Below are 16,996 nucleotides of genomic sequence, written 5' to 3'. Positions count from 1 at the left end.
TTCATGGTGGTCGAGTAGCCGCGGAGCGGCGTATCGAGACCCCACGTCTCCAGAACGGTGGATCTCGATACGCCCGCTGCGCGGGCTGCTCGATCAGCAGGAAGGCCGACCGTCAGGCCACGCGGCGCCCGCGGGGCAGGCGGGCCGCCGGCGTCGCCGTGCGGCGGATCGCGCCGAGCAGCAGGCCGACCGCCAGCACCAGCTGCAGCGTCAGACCGACGAACCAGGACGGGACGGTCGAGTCGAAGACCTCCTCCGGAGTGTTCGGCCGCGTCGAGCCGGTGTAGCCGGAGCAGGAGAGCTCGACGACCGGCTCCGGCGCGATCTGCGCCTGCCGCACCAGCAGCGAGAGCCCGGTGAACAGGTCCTCCGGCGAGCCGTACTCGTCGAGCTGCGGCGGGACGGCGTCGGCCAGCACCACGAACGGGTTCAGCGCGAGCAGCCCCCAGTAGTAGTCGGCCCGCGCCACCTGCGTCTCGTAGTCCGGTCCGCAGATCCCCTGCTCGTCGTCGACGAAGACGGTCTGCTGCTCCGTGGTCGTGACGGCCGTCAGCAGCCCGAACGCGATCAGCGACCCGACGCTCATCGCCGCGACCAGCAGGTAGGTGGTGACGACCGACATCAGCGGCCGGTCGAGGATCCCGCTGAGACCCACTCCGATCGCCGCGACGACGCCCAGCTGCACCGCGAGCACGAGCACCGAGACCGACGCGGAGGCGAGCGACACCCCGCCGACCCCGACGGCGACGAGCAGGAACGGCACGGTGCTCGCGAGGAACGCCAGCGCCACCAGCCAGGCCGAGACGAACTTGCCGAGCACGAGCTGCGCCGTGGTCACGAGGGTGACCTGCGTCGTCGCGAGGGTCCCCGCGTCGCGGTCGCCGTTCACGGCCGTGCCGGAGAGCGCGGGCGTCACCAGGCTGCCCAGCAGCAGCACGAAGTAGACGAGGGTCGAGTAGAGGAAGCCGCCCACGACGGCGCCGCTGCCCGAGAAGACGCCGGTCGCGACGACCAGCAGTCCGGTGACCGCGCCGACCAGCAGGAAGAACAGCCCGAGCAGGACGAAGGACGAGGTCCCGCGCACCCGCTGCGCGAGCTCGAGGCGGAGGACGATGCCGACGCCCTGCAGGAACGGCAGCGGCCGGGCGGTGGTCTCGGTGCTCATCGGGCGTCCTCCTCGTTCTCGGTGCGCGGTTCCGCGGCACTCCCCGGCCGCGCGGCACTCCCCGGCTCCCCGGCCGAGCGGGTCAGATCCGAGAAGGTGTGCTCCAGCTCGCCCACCGCCGGCGCGAAGCGGCTGACCGCGACCCCGGCCGACACCAGCCGCGAGAGCAGCTCGGCCGCCGCCGCATCGTTGACGACCGGCACGAGCGCTGCATCGCGCTCCACTCGGACCGGCACGCCCGTCAGCCGCTCGACGACCTCGGCGAGCTCCGCTCCGCGCGGCCGCACCGCGTCGATCCGCCAGGCGCGCAGCGCCCGCGACGCGCGCGCGACCGCCTCCTGCGAGGCCGTCACGCCGCCGTCGAGGTAGACCGCCGCGGTCGCCATCTCGTCGAGCTCGGAGAGCACGTGGCTCGAGACCAGCACCGTGCGCCCCTCGCCGGCGAGCCGAAGCACGAGGTCGCGCAGCGCGATCCGCGCCCCGGGATCGAGCCCCGAGGCAGGCTCGTCGAGCACCAGCACCGACGGGTCGTGCACGAGCGCCCGGGCGAGGCTGAGCCGCTGCTTCTGGCCGCGCGAGAGCACCCGGGTCGGCCGGTCGCCGAACTCGACCAGATCCACGAGCCCGAGCAGCTCGTCCGCCCGGGCCTCGGCGTCCGGGCGCGGCAGCCCGTACAGCTGCCCGGTCGTCCGGAGGGTCTCCCGGCAGGTCAGGCTCGCCCACGAGCCGAGGACGTCGGGCATCCAGCCGAGCGCGGCCCGCACAGCGGCGGGCTCCTCCACAGGGTCGTGACCGGCGACCCGGAGCCGCCCGGCGTCGGGGCGCAGCAGCGTCGCGAGCAGCAGCATCAGCGTCGTCTTGCCCGCGCCGTTGGGCCCGATCAGCGCGGTGACCTCACCGGGCCGGGCCTCGAAGCTGGCGTCGCGCACGGCGTGCACCGGCCCGAACGCCCGCGACACCCCCTCCGCGACGATGCCGGCATCAGCGTGCGTGTCCATCGAGTCCCCCTCGTCGGTCCGCGGCGATCCCCCTGACCGCGCGAGCGCCGCGAGCCTAGCCGACACCCCCGACCGGCCGGACGCCCGCGGCGCGGAGGGCCGGAGAACACCGGTCGACGGTCTGGGAGAATCGCCGCATGGCTTCTGCGATCACCCCGCCCCGCGGCATGCGCGACTTCCTCCCGGCCGACAAGGCGAAGCGCGAGCACGCGCTCGGAGTGATCCGCCGGGTCTACGCGGCGCACGGCTTCGACGAGATCGAGACCCCGGTCGTCGAGGACTTCGAGCGCCTGCACTCCGGCCTCGGCGGCGACAACGAGAAGCTCGCCTTCAGCGTGCTGCGCCGCGGGCTCTCGCACGACGACCTCGCCGCGGCAGCCGCGGCGGACGACGCCTCGGGCCTCGCCGACCTCGGCCTCCGCTTCGACCTCACCGTCCCGCTCGCCCGCTTCTACGCCAGCCACCGCGCCGAGCTGCCGACCGTCTTCCGCTCGGTCCAGATCGCGCCGGTCTGGCGCGCGGAGCGCCCGCAGAAGGGCCGCTACCGCCAGTTCGTCCAGTGCGACATCGACATCATCGGCGAGCCCGGGCAGCTGGCCGAGGTCGAGCTGATCACCGCCACCGCCGCCGCCCTCGACACCCTGGGCCTGCGCGACTGCACGATCCGGATCAACGACCGCCGGATCCTCACCGGCATCCTCGAGCACTGCGGCTTCGCTCCCGAGCGCTTCGGCCCCGCCCTGATCTCGATCGACAAGCTCGACAAGATCGGCGCGAGCGGAGTCGTCGCCGAGCTCGAGGCCGACGGACCGGACGCCGCGGCCGTGCTCGGCGGCTACCTCGCCCGCATCGAGGCGGCCGTCGCCGCCGGGGGAGTGGCGCTCGAGCAGTCCGCGATCCTCGGCGTGCTGCCCGAGGGCATCGACCCGGAGGCGGTGCTCGCGCTCGAGACGCTCGCCCGGTCGCTGCGCTCGCTGCCGACCGGCGTCTCGCTCCGCTTCGACCCCACGCTCGTGCGCGGGATGGGCTACTACACCGGCACCATCTTCGAGATCGCGCACCCCTCCTCCGGCTCGTCCGTCGGCGGCGGCGGCCGCTACGACGGCATGATCGGGCGCTTCCTCGGGCAGGACGTGCCGGCCTGCGGCTTCTCCATCGGCTTCGAGCGGATCGTCGAGCTGATCGACGTGCCGCTGGACGAGCGGCCGGACGCGGTCGTCCTCGTGCACGAGCGCGACGCGGCCCCGGAGGTGCTGCTCGCGCTCAAGCAGGAGCTGATCGCCGGCGGCTCCCGCGTGCGCCTCGAGCGCCGCGCGAAGAACCTCACGCCGCTGCTCGACCGGGCCGCCGCCGCCGGATTCACGCGGTTCGCACTCGTGCCCCGCGACGCCGCAGTGGCCGCGGATCTCGCCGTCAAGCCGCTCGGCTGAGCTGAGAGGGGCCTCAGTCGATCCGCCGGGAGGGACGGGCGGAGCGGTCGGATCGTTGTCGGATCCGTGAGACCCTTAATACCCGCGAAATCTGCGGACACACCGGAGAAATCTCCCGAGGATAGCGTCGAGGCACCCCGATCGGCGCGGCTTGGCGCGCCCGTGGGGCACCCGTCGCGACCCGCGCACCACAGCAGCTTCCACCGCCTTACCCGAGGAGTCCCCCTTGCCCCTGTCGCCCTTCCGCACCTCGCAGACCTTCGACCGCCGCAGCGTCCTGCGCATGGCCGGCGTCGCCGGTCTCGCCCTCGGCGGCGTCTCCGTCCTCGCCTCCTGCGCCTCCGACTCCTCCGGCGCCTCGGCCGAGGACGGCGGCGACCTCGGCACCCTGAAGGTCCAGCTCTCCTGGATCAAGAACGAGGAGTTCGCGGGCGAGTTCTTCGCCGACTCCAAGGGCTACTACACCGAGGCCGGCCTCTCCGGCGTCACGCTGACCGCGGGCCCCTCGACCGGCACCGCCGAGCTGCTGTCCGGCTCGGCCGACGTCGCGCTCAGCGACGCCGTCTCGGTCGGCACCGTCGTCGCCAACGAGCAGGCGCCGCTCAAGATCATCGGCGCGACCTACCAGAAGAACCCGTTCACGGTCCTCTCGATCGCGACCGCCGGCAACATCGCCACCCCCGCCGACCTCGCCGGCAAGAAGATCGGCGTCCAGGCGTCGAACACCTCGCTCTTCCAGGCGCTGCTGAAGGCGAACGGCCTCGCCGAGTCCGACGTCACCGTCGTCCCGGTCGAGTACGACCCCTCGGTCCTGATCAACGGCACCGTCGACGGCTTCATCGCCTACCTGACCAACGAGGCGATCACCGTCGCCGCCGAGGGCTACGAGGTCGTCAACCTGCCCTTCGCCGACAACGGCCTCCCCTTCGTCGCCGAGACCTTCACCGTCACCGACATGGCCATCGCCGACAAGCGCGAGGCGCTCAAGGCCTTCCTCGTCGCCGAGATCAAGGGCTGGACCGACGCAGTCAACGACCCGGAGGCCGGCGCGATGCTCGCCCTCGAGACCTACGGCAAGGACCTCGGCCTCGACGAGGAGTCCTCCAAGAAGGGCTCCACCATCCAGTCCGAGGAGCTCGTCGTCTCGGACGAGACCGTCGCGAACGGCCTCTTCACGATCTCGGACAGCCTCCAGGAGGAGACGCTCGCGTCGCTCTCGGGCGCCGGCATCGACGTCGACGCCGCCGACCTCTTCGACATGAGCCTCCTCGCCGAGGTCTACGAGGAGAACCCCGACCTCGTCAAGTACGCCGCCTGACCCCGGCTTTCGAACCAGCGCCACCAACCAAGCAGCTCCACCACACATGCAGCACCACGGAGGGCACCACTCGTGACCGACACGACCGACGCCGGCACTCTGCGCGAGCAGGGTGCCGGCGGCACCGGCATCCAGATCCACGGCCTGTCGAAGACGTTCCGGATGGGCTCTCGCAGCGTCACCGCGCTGCAGGACACCGATCTGCACACCGACCAGGGCAGCTTCCTCGCGCTCCTCGGCCCCTCGGGCTGCGGCAAGTCCACCATCCTGCGGATCCTCGCGGGGCTGGAGGAGCCCACCTCGGGCTCCATCCGGGTGGACGGCCGCACGCCCAAGGAGCTGCGCCGCGACAACAAGCTCGGCATCGCCTTCCAGGACCACGCGCTCCTGCCCTGGCGCAGCGTGATGTCGAACATCCGCCTCCCGTTCGAGATCGCGGGCAAGTCGGTGGACCAGTCGTACATCGACGAGCTGATCGACCTCGTGGGCTTGCGCGGCTTCGAGAAGGCCAAGCCGGCGCAGCTCTCCGGCGGCATGCGCCAGCGCGTCTCGATCGCCCGCTGCCTCATCCTCAAGCCCGAGGTGCTGCTGCTGGACGAGCCGTTCGGTGCGCTCGACGACATGACGCGGCAGAAGCTCAACCTCGAGCTGCTGCGGATCTGGACCGAGAAGCCGGCCACGACGCTCCTCGTCACTCACGGCATCTCGGAGGCGATCTTCCTCTCCGACCAGGTCGCCGTGATGAGCCCGCGGCCCGGCCGGGTCAAGGAGATCATCGAGATCGACCTGCCCCGCCCGCGCACGCCGGAGATGCAGCGCACCCCCGAGTTCCACGCCTACGTCGACCAGGCGTCCGAGCTGCTGTTCGGCGACGGCGGCGCGGCCGCCGACGACCACTGAGGCGCCCCGTGGCCACCCTGCTCCCCGCTCCCGCCCCGTCGACCGAGCGCCGCTCGCGCTCGCTCCCGCCCTGGGCCTCCGGGCTGATCGGCATCGTCGGCATCATCGCCGTCTGGTGGCTGATCGCCCTGATCACCGCCCCCACCGGCGGCACGACCTACGCGCCGGTCCCCACGCCGATCCGGGTCGCGCAGACCATCGCGGAGGACGGACCCGCGTTCTACTGGGCCAACTTCTCGGTGACGATCGGCGAGGCCGCGGTCGGCTACTTCTGGGGCAACCTCATCGCCCTGGTGCTCTCCGCGCTCGTCCTGATCGTGCCGTGGCTGGAGGGGATCGTCTCCCAGCTCGCGGTCGTCACCTACTGCGTGCCGATCGTCGCGATCGGGACGCTCGTGCTCCTCATCCTCGGCGGCTCCGACGCGCCGGGGCGGCCGAGCGACACCGCGATCTTCCTCGCCGGGCTCTCGGTCTTCTTCACCACCGTCGTCGGCAGCCTTCTCGGCCTCAAGGCGGCCGACAAGGCCTCGCTCGACGTCGTCACCGTCTACGGGGGCACGAAGTTCACCCAGCTGCGGAAGGTCCGCGCCATCGCCGCGCTGCCGAACATCCTCTCCGCTCTGCAGATCGCCGTTCCCGCGGCGTTCCTGGGCGCGATCCTGGGGGAGTACTTCGGCAAGATCGAGACCGGGGTCGGGCCGATCCTGGTCGCGGCGCAGGTCTCGCTGAACTCGCCGCGCGTCTGGGCGCTCTTCCTCCTCTGCGCGGCCGTGGCGCTGATCGGCTACGGCCTCGTCGGCCTGATCGGGCGCCTCGTCGCCCCGTGGTCCTCCGGAAAGCGGGCATGACATGACCTCCACGATCCCCGACCGCACCGAGCAGTCGAGCCCGACGCAGATCATCGCGGTCGACGAGCTCCGTCGTCAGCTGCGCAGCGCCGCCCTCGGCGCCACGCTGAAGAGCCTGCGCAAGAGCCTCCTGATCGCGCTGTCGACCGTCGCGATCGTCCTCGCGATCTGGATCGGCGTGATCCTCTTCAGCGGCGTCTCGCCGTACGTCATCAAGGGGCCGTGGGACGTCTGGGCGCACCTGGTCACCGACGAGTCGGCGGCCGAGAACCGCGGCGAGCTCGGCGGGCTCTTCGCCGTCACCATGGTCGACTCGTTCATCGGCTTCGCGGCCGGCCTGATCGTCGCGATCCTGGTCGCGATCCTCTTCCGGCTGTCCAAGGGCGTCGAGCACGCACTGATGCCGTTCGCGCTGCTGCTGCGCTCGGTCCCGCTGATCGCGATGACGCCGCTGATCATCCTGGTCTTCGGCCAGGGAACGGTCGCCTCGGTCGCCGTGGTCGGCGGCATCGTCGTGCTCTTCCCGGCGCTGGTCACGATCGCGTTCGGCCTGAACAATGCCTCGCCGCAGATGCTCGACGTCGTCTCGGTCTACGGCGGATCCACGCTCACGGCCATCCGCAAGGTCGCCATCCCCGGCGCGCTGCCCTCGCTCTTCGCGGCGATCCGGGTCTCCGTCCCCGGAGCGATCACCGGCGCGCTGCTGGCCGAGTGGCTCTCCACCGGCGACGGCATCGGCGGCGGCATCGCCGGCTGGACCGCGCAGGCCCGCTTCGACGACATCTGGTCGGCCGTCGTCCTCGTGACCGGCGTCTCGCTGATCCTCTACATGGTCGTCCAGGTCATCGAGACCTTCGTCCTGTCCCGGATGTCCCTCTCCCTCTCCTGACCCACGTCCGCCCCCCCCCTCCGCGAGATGCCACTTGTGCACGCCCGACACGGCGTGTCGCGCGCACAAGTGGCATCTCGCGGAAGCGCGGAGAAACGGGTCAGACGGTGACGATCGCGTCGATGCGGCGCGGGGACAGCAGGTCGCGGCCGCCCAGGCCGTCGAGCTCCATCACCACGGCGATGCCCTCGAGGGACCAGCCGGCGCGCTCGATCAGGCGGCAGCTGGCGTCGAGGGTGCCGCCGGTGGCCAGCACGTCGTCGACGAGCAGCAGGCGCGCGCCCTTCGGCACCGCGTCTTCGTGCACCTCGAGCTGCGTGCTGCCGTACTCGAGCGTCGCCTGCTCGCTCAGCACGGTCCGCGGCAGCTTGCCGGGCTTGCGGATCGTCACGACTCCGAGGCCCGCGGAGTAGGCGGCGGCCGCGGCGAGGAGGAACCCGCGCGCCTCGACGCCGGCGATCGCGTCGATCCGCCCGCGGTACGGCTCGATCAGCGCGTCGGCGACGGCGCGCAGCGCATCGCCGTCGCCGAAGACCGGCGTGAGGTCGCGGAAGAGGATGCCGGGCTTCGGGAAGTCGGGGACGACCTCGGTGAGGCGCTCGACGAGGGCGGCGGCGGTGCTGGTCACGGGGTCCTCCGGTGGGGCGGGAGCGGATCGACGGCCGTGCGGCGCGGCTGCCGTCAGGGCCCTGGGAGTCTACCGACGCCCCGCGGACGCCTCCCGTTCCGAGGCGGTCAGTAGACTCCTTCCCGACCGCTCCCGCCCTCCGGGAGCCCACCCGTCAAGAGGAGATAGTTGTGGCCCTTATCGAGGCAGTCGTCGCCCGAGAAATTCTGGACTCCCGTGGCAACCCCACGGTCGAGGTCGAGGTCCTGCTCGAGGACGGCGCGTCCTCGCGAGCGGCCGTCCCCTCCGGTGCCTCCACCGGCGCCTTCGAGGCCTACGAGCTGCGCGACGGCGACGCCGAGCGCTACCTCGGCAAGGGCGTGCAGAAGGCCGTCGACGCCGTCATCGACGAGATCGGCCCGGCCATCGAGGGCTTCGACGCCACCGACCAGCGCCTCGTCGACGCCGAGCTGATCGAGCTCGACGGCACCGAGAACAAGTCGCGCCTGGGCGCGAACGCGATCCTCGGCGTCAGCCTCGCGGTCGCCAAGGCCGCCGCGCAGTCGGCCGACCTCGACCTCTTCCGCTACGTCGGCGGCCCGAACGCGCACACCCTGCCCGTCCCGCTGATGAACATCATCAACGGCGGCGCGCACGCCGACACCGGCGTCGACATCCAGGAGTTCATGGCCGTCCCGCTGGGCGCCGAGTCCTTCTCCGAGGGCCTGCGCTGGGGCGTCGAGATCTACCACGCGCTCAAGGCGCAGCTGAAGAAGGCCGGCTTCGCCACGGGCCTGGGCGACGAGGGCGGCTTCGCCCCCGACCTGCCCACCAACCGCGAGGCGCTCGACTTCATCCTCAAGGCCGTCGAGGCCGCCGGCTTCACCCCCGGCAAGGACATCGGCCTCGCACTCGACGTCGCCTCCTCCGAGTTCTACGAGGACGGCAAGTACACCTTCGAGGGCAAGAAGCTCTCGGCCGAGGAGCTCTCCGCCTACTACGCCGACCTCGTCGCCAACTACCCGCTGGTCTCCATCGAGGACCCGCTGGACGAGGACGACTGGGCCGGCTGGACCCACCTCACCGCCGAGATCGGCGACAAGGTGCAGCTCGTCGGCGACGACCTCTACGTCACCAACCCGGTGCGCCTGGCCCGCGGCATCGCCGAGAAGGCCGGCAACTCGATCCTGGTCAAGGTGAACCAGATCGGCACGCTCACCGAGACGCTCGACGCGGTGGCCCTCGCCCAGCGCAGCGGCATGACCGCGATCCTCTCGCACCGCTCCGGCGAGACCGAGGACACCACCATCGCCGACCTCGCGGTCGCGGTGGACGGCGGCCAGATCAAGACCGGCGCCCCGGCTCGCTCGGACCGCGTCGCGAAGTACAACCAGCTGCTGCGCATCGAGGAGATCCTGGGAGGCGCCGCGACGTACGCGGGTCGCTCCGCCTTCCCGCGCTTCACCGCGTAGTCTCTCCCCGCCGGAGCGGCCCCGGAGCCCAGCACCTCGGTGCGGGCACCGGGGCCGCTCCTGTTCCGCCCTCATCCGTTCCACCGCTCGAGGAGGCACCCGCCCATGGCCCGACCGCCCCGCCGGCCCTCCGCTCCCGGGAGCGCGCCCCGCCGCCCGGCCGCCGCCGAGACGCCGGACTCGACCGCTTCGAAGTCCGGGTCCTCGAAGCCCGGGTCCTCGAAGTCCGAGTCCTCGAAGCCCGCCGCCGCGACGTCGAGTGCCTCGACGCCGTCAGCAGCGAAGAAGCCGGCGTCGAAGCCCGCCACTTCGTCGTCCGTCGCCTCGAAGCGCCCCGGCGCGAAGCCAGGATCCTCCGCCCCGAAGTCCTCGCGCACCCCCCGCGCGAAGCAGCCTCCCGTCACGCCGTCCTCCGCCTGGGTCGCCGGCGTCCGCGGCTCCGGATTCACGTTGCTCGTGATGGGCATCATGATCCTGGCCGTCGTCGTCCTGGCGCCCAGCGTGAAGAACTTCGTCGAGCAGCGCGCCGAGATCGCCGAGCTGCAGCGCTCCGTCGACGCGGCGAAGACCCAGTCGCAGAACCTCGACGAGCAGCGCGTGCGCTGGTCCGATCCCGCCTTCATCCGCGCCCAGGCTCGTGAGCGCCTGTACTTCGTGATGCCGGGCGAGGTCAGCTACCTCGTCCTCGACGACATCGCCGTCGCGCAGCAGGCCGCGCAGCCGGCCTCGAACTCGGTGCAGAAGACCCCGAGCGACTGGGCGGGCTCGCTGCTCTCCTCGATCGCGGTCTCCGGGCTCGGCGACCCGACGACGGCGGAGCTCACGCCCACTCCCTGACCCCGGCCCCCCGCCCGGCCCCCGCCTACACTGGAGAGTTCCCTCCGGTCCCCGCGCCCCCTGGAGTCCTCCGTGACCACGCCCCCGTTCGACCCGCCCACCGAGCACGACATCGCCGTCGTCTCCGCCCAGCTGGGCCGCCCCGCCCGCGACGTGGTCGGCATCAGCGCGCGCTGCGTCTGCGGCAACCCGACGGTGGTCTCCACCAGCCCGCGGCTGAGCGACGGGGCACCGTTCCCCACCTTCTACTACCTCACCCACCCCGCCGCGACCGCCGCGATCTCGCAGCTCGAGGCGACCCAGGTCATGGTCGAGTACAACGCGCTCCTGGCCGAGGACGAGGCGCTCCGCGACGCGCACGCGGCGGCCCACCGCGCCTTCCTCGCCGACCGCGAGAGCATCGCCGTCGTGCCCGAGATCGCCGGCATCTCCTCCGGCGGCATGCCGACCCGCGTGAAGTGCCTGCACGCCCTCGCCGGCCACGCGCTCGCTGCGGGCCCCGGAGTGAACCCGATCGGCGACCTCGCGCTGGCCCGCGCCGACTGGTCGCCCGAGCGCTGCGAGTGCCGGCCGCTCGATGTCTGACCGACTCCGCGGACCGGCGGGTCGACGCGATTCGACGCGCGGTTCGCTAGGCTGATTCCCAGTCGGGGTCAGTGCTGCCACCCGCATCGAGAGCGGGCACTTCGCGAGTAGCAGGGTGTTCGCATTGTCCATCCCTCTGGAGTGTTCACCGTGCCCAAAATCCTGATCGTCGGAGGCGGCTACGCCGGCTTCTACACCGCGTGGAAGCTGGAGAAGTACCTCCGCGCCAACGAGGCCGAGGTCACGATCGTCGACCCGCTGCCCTACATGGCGTACCTGCCCTTCCTCCCCGAGGTCGCCGCCGGCTCCATCGAGCCGCGCCACGCGATCGTCTCGCTGCGCCGCCACCTCAAGAAGACCGCGATCCTCGCCGCGAAGGTCACCAAGATCGACCACGCGTCCAAGACCGCGACGATCACCCCGACGGTCGGCGAGCCCTACGAGTTCGTCTACGACCAGATCGTCGTCACCGCGGGCTCCGTCTCGCGCACCTTCCCGATCCCGGGCGTCGCCGACAACGCGATCGGCCTCAAGACGATCGAGGAGGCGACCGCCATCCGCGACCGCATCCTCACCAACTTCGACAAGGCCGCGACCCTGCCGGCCGGCCCCGAGCGCTCGCGCCTGCTGACGGTCACCGTCGTCGGCGGCGGCTTCGCCGGCATCGAGGTCTTCGCCGAGCTGCGCTCCTTCGCGAGCGCGCTGCTCAAGCGCTACCCCGAGATCGACTTCGAGGAGACCAAGTTCCACCTCGTCGAGGCGATGGGGCGGATCATGCCCGAGGTCGCGCTCGAGACGAGCCACTGGGTGCTGAAGAACCTCGACCAGCGCGGCGCCACCGTGCACCTCGACACGCAGCTGAAGTCCGCCGAGGGCGGCGTCATCGAGCTGTCGACGGGCGAGACCTTCGAGTCCGACCTGATCATCTGGACCGCCGGCGTCATGGCGAACCCGTCGATCAAGAACTCCGACCTCCCGATCGAGGAGCGCGGCCGTCTGCGCGTGCGCGCCGACCTCCGCGTGGGCCACGACGACGTCATCGTCGAGGGTGCCTGGGGCGCCGGCGACGTGTCGGCCGTCCCCGACCTCACCGGCGGCGGCGTCGGCGGCTTCTGCGTGCCGAACGCCCAGCACGCCGTCCGCCAGGGCAAGCTCATGGCGACCAACATCATCGCGGTCCTCCGCGGCGAGGCGCCCAAGGACTACTTCCACAAGAACGCGGGAGCGGTCGCCGGTCTCGGCATCGGCATCGGCGTCTTCCAGTCCGGCAAGATCGCGATCAAGGGCTTCCCGGCCTGGGTCATGCACCGCGGCTACCACGGTCTCGCCATGCCCTCGTGGGAGCGCAAGTTCCGCGTGGTCTGGGGCTGGTGGAACAACCTCTGGCTCGGCCGCGACATCGCCTCGATCGAGGCCCGCGAGTACCCGCGCGGCTCCTTCGAGACCTACGCGTCGCGCCCCCGTCCGGCCGCTCCGGCCGCCGAATCGGCTCCGGCCGGCACCCCCGGCCCGGCCGGCGCGCCGGTGACCGTCGGCGGCGAGCCCGCCAAGGCCTGACAGCACCCTCGGGCGGTGCGCGAGAGCGCGCCGCCCGGTGGTCGCCCCCATAGCCCAATCGGCAGAGGCAGACGACTTAAAATCGTCTCAGTCTGGGTTCGAGTCCCAGTGGGGGCACTCTCTCCGCGCCAGCGCGCGGGTCTCTCTCGGACCCCGATGTAGCGTGGACGTACGACGGGTCGGCCTCCGGAACGTTGCCAGCCTGAAGCCCCGCTTGCGGGGCTTCAGTCGTTGAGAGAAGAACTCGTCGGGGCGTCCGGACTCGGCGTGTGCTCTACACGCGTTGATGAGCGCTGTGTCGCGCCAGCGCATAGCTGGTACGCGCGGCGATCCGGAGTCGGAGCGGACGCAGCCCCGGGCTAGGCCGCTCGTGCGTGGGCGCTCTTGCGGAGCGGTACCGCCTCGGTGCGGCTCGCTCCGTCGAGGAGGGTCGCCTCGAGGGCGGCGGTGATCTCGCCGGGGGCGCACTCGGCGCAGAGGACGACGAGCTCCTCCGAGCTCACTCCCTCGGGGTCGGCACCGCCGGAGCGGTCCAGGACGACGGCATCGGTTCCGCAGCTCGCGCATTCGATCATGCGGGTACCGTACGTCCGACCTCCGACATCGCCGCGATGTGCGGACGGTGAGTCGCGCGGGAGCGCCGGAGTTCCGATCCGGGCCATCCGGCCGTGTCCGATCCTGTCAATCGCTACGCCGGCGCCCGCCCTCGCATAGAGTCGTGGCCGGGCGGTCCTCGCCCGGACGGAGCGCCCGCGCCACCGTCCCGGGGGCGGGCGGCCCGGTGGCGCCTCGTGGCGTCTCCTTCTTCTCGTGCCCTCGGGCACTGTCATGCATCACCCGGCGACGGGTGGTCGGGAGGCCTCCATGGGGAAGCTGCTCTACGGAGCCTCGGGTGTCGAGATCGAGTTCGACGACCGCACGCTCACGCACGTCCAGATCGTCATCGCCAACAAGCTGCGCCGCCGCGAGAGCTTCTTCTTCTCCTGGCGCGACGACCCCGCGGTCGGCGACGGCCGCTCCAGCATCTGGCTCGACCCGTCGGTGCCGCTCTACTTCAAGTACTTCGGCGGCCGGGTGCCGTCGATCAACCGCACCTGGATCGACCTGCTGACGGTCTCCGCGAACTCCTCCGGCGGGCTGCAGCTCGTGCAGGAGCCGGACGCCGCTCCCACTCCGCCGCCGAAGGGCGAGCAGGGCGCGTGAAGCGCGACGTCTCGGCCCGGCTGACCCTCGACGTCGCGCGACCCGCGACGCTCGTCTTCTCGATCGCGGTAGCGGAGGCCTACGGGGCTCCGGAGCGGCTGTCCCTCGAACTGGACGGGCGCGAGGTCGCCGCCCGCGAGGTGCTCGACCAGCACGGCACCCGCCTGCACGTCCTCGAGGCGGACGTCGGACGCCTCGTCGTCGACTACACGGCGAGCGTCGACGGGGTGCTGGAGCCGCTGCCCGGCGAGGAGGTCGACCGCCTGCGCTACCTGCGGCCGAGCCGCTACGCGGAGTCGGACATCCTCTGGGCGACCGCGCGCGCCGAGTTCGCGGGCCTCGAGGGCGCCGCCCTGCTCGCCTCGGTGAGCTCCTGGGTCGGCACCCGGCTCACCTACGTGACCGGCTCGAGCCTCCCCACCGACGGTGCGGAGCGGACGCTGCTCGCCCGCCGCGGGGTCTGCCGCGACTTCGCCCACCTCGTGGTGGCGCTGCTGCGCGCGCTCGACGTGCCGGCCCGGCTGGTCGCGGTCTACGCGCCGGGGCTCGCACCGATGGACTTCCACGCGGTCGCCGAGGCGTGGATCGAGGGCTCCTGGCGGGTGGTCGACGCGACCACACTGGCGCCCCGCTCCAGCCTGGTGCGGATCGCCACCGGCCGCGACGCGGCGGACACGGCGTTCCTCAGCGTCTACGACGGCATTGCGACGCTGACCGACATGACCGTCGGCGCCGTCGTCGACGTGCTGCCGGACGACGACGTGCGCGAGCTCGCCGCGATCGGCTGAGCCCGCACCCGGGCCGCCGGGCTTGATGCCGTCCTAGTGCTACTCGCCGACGTCGACGAAGCGCCGCCAGGCCCAGATCGACGTGCAGACGACCGTGAAGGCGACCACGGCGAAGAGCGCCGGCCCGCCGCCGCCGTCCGTCGCCCAGGCGGCGATCGTCGGCGTGAGGAGCAGGAAGAGCACGGTGCTCGCCAGCAGCGTCAGCCCGAGCCAGAGCACGGGCGACCAGCGCAGGATGCTCTGCCCCGCGGGCCGGCCGACCGGGAAGAGCAGCACGACGCTCGAGCCGACCGAGAGCAGCGTCGTCGCGCTGAGGATCTCGGTGGTGAGGACCGCGGCGAAGGAGCCGTCGGCGGGGACGGCGGCGGAGGCTCCCCAGGCGACGGCGGCGAGGCCGAGCAGGGAGACGACCCGCACGGTCGCGAGCTTGGCGCGTGCGACGGTCGAGGCACCCTCGGGCAGGACGAGGCCGATCACCACTCCGAAGAGGAAGGCCGGGTCGAGGCCCGCGAAGCGCGACAGGAGTGCGGCGCCAGCGACCAGCAGCAGCGCGCGGGGCGACGCGACGATGCGGATTCCGGGCAGGCCGAGGCGGCGCCCCACCAGCGCGGGGACGCCCGCGGCGACGGCGTTCACCACGGCGACCGCGACGATGACCGCGATCAGCAGGCGCAGGTAGGCGGGCTGCCCGTCGACTCGGCCGGAGAGCAGCACGAGCCCGGCGGCGCAGCCGATCATGCCGACCACCATGGTTCGAGCCGAGAGCGGGGCGGGCTCGGGCCGGTCGTCGTACTCCACGCTCGCGCGGTTGCGGCCGGTCAGGCGCCAGGTGCGCGGCTCGCGCGGCACCCGGCCGGCGACAGCCAGGCGGGCGGGGACGACGAGCAGGGCGAGGGAGGCGACCGCCAGGGCGAGGGAGCGCATCCAGTCGGCCATGGTGCCGATCGGCGCGCCGGAGGAGAGCGCCGTGGTCATCCCGGTGGCGGCGCTCCACCCGCCGGGGACCGATCCGCCGTCCGGGGCTGGTGCGGCCGGCGGCGGGTCGCTGGGAGCCGCTCCGGGTGCCGGGGCGGCCGTGGCGCCGTCGGTCGGCACAGGCTCCGGCGCGGGCGCCGTCTGCCCGGGTCGGGTCGGCGCGGCGGTCGCGGTGCTCCCCGGAGTCGTCGGCCGGGCCGTCGGCGAGCCGGGGGCGGTGGTCGGCGTGCTGCCGCCCGGGGTCGCCGTGCTCGTGCCGGGAACGGTCGCGGTGGGGGAGGCGGAGGGCGTCGTGGTCGCCGCCGAGAAGCCGGCGTCGATCCAGGGGCTGCGCGAGCTGTAGTTGCCGGCCGCGTCGCCGGCGATCGCCGAGACGCGGTGCGCTCCGGCCGTCACCGTGCCGCCGGTGCAGCTCCAGGCGCCGCCGGTGATCGGCGCGTCGCAGGTGTTGACGAGGTCGACGTAGACGTAGACCCGCGTGCCCTCGGTGGCGGTGCCGGAGTAGACGGCGCCGGTGAGCGGCAGCACGGCGCCCGGGCCGGGGGAGGCGAGGACCGGCGCGACCGGAGCCGCGGTGTCCACGACGAGCGAGACGGCCGCGCTGGCCGGCGAGACGGTGCTCCCGGCGAAGGAGGCGGACTGGGTCGCGGTCACCCGGTAGCTGCCGGCTGCCGGCGTGGGGGCGAGCTGGCAGAACCAGCGGCCCGCGCCGTCGGCGGTGGCGAGGCAGGAGGCGCCGCCGTCGGTCGTGACCGCGACGCTCGCTCCCGGGTAGGCGGTGCCGCTCACCGAGCCGGCCGAGGTCGCCGAGCCGTCGACCGACTCGATGACGGGGGCGCTGAGGACGGCGACCTCGGTGCGGGCCGAGGTGGTGCCGCCGGCGGCGAGGAGCTCGACGGCGGTGAGGCGGATCCGGCCGTCGTCGAGGTCGAGCAGGCAGCTCCAGGTGTCGTCGGCCTCGACGGTGGTGATGCAGAGCGGCTCGCTGCTGCCGGTGAGGCCGATCTGGATCTGATCGCCGGCCGTGCCGGTGCCGGTCGCGGTGACCGCACCGCTCGGCAGCACGGTTCCGGAGGCCGGGGAGGTGATCGTGAGGGGCGCGGCGGCCTGCGCGCTCGGCGCGGTCAGGCCGGCGGCGGCGGCCAGTGCGACGAGCAGCCCGAGCAGGAGGGCGGCCGGACGGAGGCGCGACGAACGGGGGGAGCGGCGAAGGCGACCAGTCGGCACGGCCGACGGACCCCTCGTCGCGGAACCCCCCGGAACAGACGCGGCGACACTCGGAATCACGGTGCGTCCATTGCACGGGGGCGCACGGGTGGTGTCAAGCGCGGCGCGCACCCGTTGCCGGATGTACACCGATGGGCGGATCCGCCTCCTCCGCCCGGGGGAGCGGCTGGTCGGAGCGGGAGAGCGCTTCCGCGACA

Annotated in this window: 17 protein-coding genes and 1 tRNA gene; 12 read left to right on the top strand and 6 right to left on the bottom strand. The window is 72.6% G+C overall.

Annotated elements, in window-relative coordinates; translation table 11 throughout:
* Window positions 1–112: 112 nt before the first annotated feature.
* Together EDF22_RS11840 and EDF22_RS11835 are read right to left on the bottom strand one after the other, a co-directional pair.
* Entirely contained in the window at window positions 113–1,165 is a 1,053-nt protein-coding gene (locus EDF22_RS11840) for an ABC transporter permease (RefSeq protein WP_123705130.1), read from the bottom strand.
* Window positions 1,162–2,163, bottom strand: a complete 1,002-nt coding sequence (locus tag EDF22_RS11835; RefSeq protein ID WP_123705129.1) for an ABC transporter ATP-binding protein — start codon at window positions 2,161–2,163, stop codon at window positions 1,162–1,164. The genes EDF22_RS11840 and EDF22_RS11835 overlap by 4 nt, the downstream gene beginning before the upstream one ends.
* Before the next feature lie 137 nt (window positions 2,164–2,300).
* On the opposite strand from EDF22_RS11835, the gene hisS reads away from it, so the two are divergent.
* The 5 genes from hisS to EDF22_RS11810 all read left to right on the top strand — a co-directional run bounded on the left by hisS (window position 2,301) and on the right by EDF22_RS11810 (window position 7,548).
* Window positions 2,301–3,593: a histidine--tRNA ligase gene (gene hisS, locus EDF22_RS11830; protein ID WP_123705128.1), complete on the top strand. Its 1,293-nt coding sequence runs from the start codon at window positions 2,301–2,303 to the stop codon at window positions 3,591–3,593.
* Between the two features lie 226 nt (window positions 3,594–3,819).
* Entirely contained in the window at window positions 3,820–4,911 is a 1,092-nt protein-coding gene (locus tag EDF22_RS11825; protein ID WP_244209451.1) for an ABC transporter substrate-binding protein, read from the top strand.
* A gap of 162 nt (window positions 4,912–5,073) precedes the next feature.
* The gene (locus EDF22_RS11820) at window positions 5,074–5,811 is read left to right on the top strand and encodes an ABC transporter ATP-binding protein (RefSeq protein ID WP_123705595.1); all 738 of its coding nucleotides are present in this window, start codon (window positions 5,074–5,076) and stop codon (window positions 5,809–5,811) included.
* 8 nt (window positions 5,812–5,819) lie between these two features.
* Entirely contained in the window at window positions 5,820–6,659 is an 840-nt protein-coding gene (locus EDF22_RS11815; protein WP_260303432.1) for an ABC transporter permease, read from the top strand.
* A 1-nt stretch (window position 6,660) separates the two neighbouring features.
* Entirely contained in the window at window positions 6,661–7,548 is an 888-nt protein-coding gene (locus tag EDF22_RS11810; RefSeq protein WP_221180921.1) for an ABC transporter permease, read from the top strand.
* Window positions 7,549–7,648: 100 nt separating this feature from the next.
* Here EDF22_RS11810 and EDF22_RS11805 read toward each other — a convergent pair whose 3' ends face one another.
* Window positions 7,649–8,176 carry an adenine phosphoribosyltransferase gene (locus EDF22_RS11805; protein ID WP_123705127.1) on the bottom strand — a complete coding sequence of 176 codons (528 nt, stop codon included), beginning with the start codon at window positions 8,174–8,176 and terminating at the stop codon, window positions 7,649–7,651.
* Window positions 8,177–8,346: 170 nt separating this feature from the next.
* Here EDF22_RS11805 and eno point away from each other — a divergent pair, with 170 nt between their 5' ends.
* A complete protein-coding gene (gene eno / locus EDF22_RS11800; RefSeq protein WP_123447613.1) occupies window positions 8,347–9,627 on the top strand; it encodes a phosphopyruvate hydratase in 1,281 nt (426 codons plus the stop codon).
* Window positions 9,628–9,698: 71 nt separating this feature from the next.
* On the opposite strand, the gene EDF22_RS20825 is transcribed toward eno, so the two are convergent.
* Window positions 9,699–10,094 (bottom strand): hypothetical protein, encoded by a 396-nt coding sequence (locus EDF22_RS20825; RefSeq protein ID WP_185038875.1) that lies wholly within the window; start codon window positions 10,092–10,094, stop codon window positions 9,699–9,701.
* Here EDF22_RS20825 and EDF22_RS20820 point away from each other — a divergent pair.
* From EDF22_RS20820 to EDF22_RS11780, 4 genes are all read left to right on the top strand, one after another.
* Complete coding sequence (locus EDF22_RS20820) at window positions 10,087–10,464, top strand: septum formation initiator family protein (RefSeq protein ID WP_123447611.1); 378 nt, start codon at window positions 10,087–10,089, stop codon at window positions 10,462–10,464. The genes EDF22_RS20825 and EDF22_RS20820 overlap by 8 nt on opposite strands.
* A gap of 72 nt (window positions 10,465–10,536) precedes the next feature.
* Window positions 10,537–11,049: a DUF501 domain-containing protein gene (locus EDF22_RS11790; RefSeq protein ID WP_123705125.1), complete on the top strand. Its 513-nt coding sequence runs from the start codon at window positions 10,537–10,539 to the stop codon at window positions 11,047–11,049.
* Window positions 11,050–11,199: 150 nt separating this feature from the next.
* On the top strand, window positions 11,200–12,606 hold the full coding sequence (locus EDF22_RS11785) for an NAD(P)/FAD-dependent oxidoreductase (protein WP_123705592.1): 1,407 nt from the start codon (window positions 11,200–11,202) through the stop codon (window positions 12,604–12,606).
* Between the two features lie 43 nt (window positions 12,607–12,649).
* Window positions 12,650–12,723, top strand: a tRNA-Leu gene (locus EDF22_RS11780).
* 242 nt (window positions 12,724–12,965) lie between these two features.
* Here the strand turns inward: EDF22_RS11780 and EDF22_RS11775 are convergent.
* On the bottom strand, window positions 12,966–13,181 hold the full coding sequence (locus tag EDF22_RS11775; RefSeq protein WP_123705124.1) for a hypothetical protein: 216 nt from the start codon (window positions 13,179–13,181) through the stop codon (window positions 12,966–12,968).
* Window positions 13,182–13,470: 289 nt separating this feature from the next.
* On the opposite strand from EDF22_RS11775, the gene EDF22_RS11770 reads away from it, so the two are divergent.
* Window positions 13,471–13,809, top strand: a complete 339-nt coding sequence (locus EDF22_RS11770; RefSeq protein ID WP_068211888.1) for an ATP-dependent DNA ligase — start codon at window positions 13,471–13,473, stop codon at window positions 13,807–13,809.
* Window positions 13,806–14,597 (top strand): transglutaminase family protein, encoded by a 792-nt coding sequence (locus EDF22_RS11765; RefSeq protein WP_123705123.1) that lies wholly within the window; start codon window positions 13,806–13,808, stop codon window positions 14,595–14,597. The genes EDF22_RS11770 and EDF22_RS11765 overlap by 4 nt, the downstream gene beginning before the upstream one ends.
* Before the next feature lie 39 nt (window positions 14,598–14,636).
* On the opposite strand, the gene EDF22_RS11760 is transcribed toward EDF22_RS11765, so the two are convergent.
* Window positions 14,637–16,799, bottom strand: a complete 2,163-nt coding sequence (locus EDF22_RS11760) for a hypothetical protein (protein ID WP_123705122.1) — start codon at window positions 16,797–16,799, stop codon at window positions 14,637–14,639.
* Window positions 16,800–16,996: the final 197 nt, after the last annotated feature.

The organism is Rathayibacter sp. PhB127 (assembly GCF_003751665.1).
GTDB lineage: Bacteria > Actinomycetota > Actinomycetes > Actinomycetales > Microbacteriaceae > Rathayibacter > Rathayibacter festucae.
Note: the sequence above shows the minus strand (reverse complement) of the source record. Positions and strands in the feature narration are given on the sequence as shown.

Excerpts from the sequence above, each read along its gene's own strand:
- EDF22_RS11840 (WP_123705130.1), bottom strand. The coding sequence starts at position 1,165 with ATGAGCACCGAGACCACCGCCCGGCCGCTGCCGTTCCTGCAGGGCGTC.
- EDF22_RS11835 (WP_123705129.1), bottom strand. The coding sequence starts at position 2,163 with ATGGACACGCACGCTGATGCCGGCATCGTCGCGGAGGGGGTGTCGCGG.
- hisS (WP_123705128.1), top strand. The coding sequence starts at position 2,301 with ATGGCTTCTGCGATCACCCCGCCCCGCGGCATGCGCGACTTCCTCCCG.
- EDF22_RS11820 (WP_123705595.1), top strand. The coding sequence starts at position 5,074 with ATGGGCTCTCGCAGCGTCACCGCGCTGCAGGACACCGATCTGCACACC.
- EDF22_RS11810 (WP_221180921.1), top strand. The coding sequence starts at position 6,661 with ATGACCTCCACGATCCCCGACCGCACCGAGCAGTCGAGCCCGACGCAG.
- EDF22_RS20820 (WP_123447611.1), top strand. The coding sequence starts at position 10,087 with ATGGGCATCATGATCCTGGCCGTCGTCGTCCTGGCGCCCAGCGTGAAG.
- EDF22_RS20825 (WP_185038875.1), bottom strand. The coding sequence starts at position 10,094 with ATGCCCATCACGAGCAACGTGAATCCGGAGCCGCGGACGCCGGCGACC.
- EDF22_RS11775 (WP_123705124.1), bottom strand. The coding sequence starts at position 13,181 with ATGATCGAATGCGCGAGCTGCGGAACCGATGCCGTCGTCCTGGACCGC.
- EDF22_RS11770 (WP_068211888.1), top strand. The coding sequence starts at position 13,471 with ATGGGGAAGCTGCTCTACGGAGCCTCGGGTGTCGAGATCGAGTTCGAC.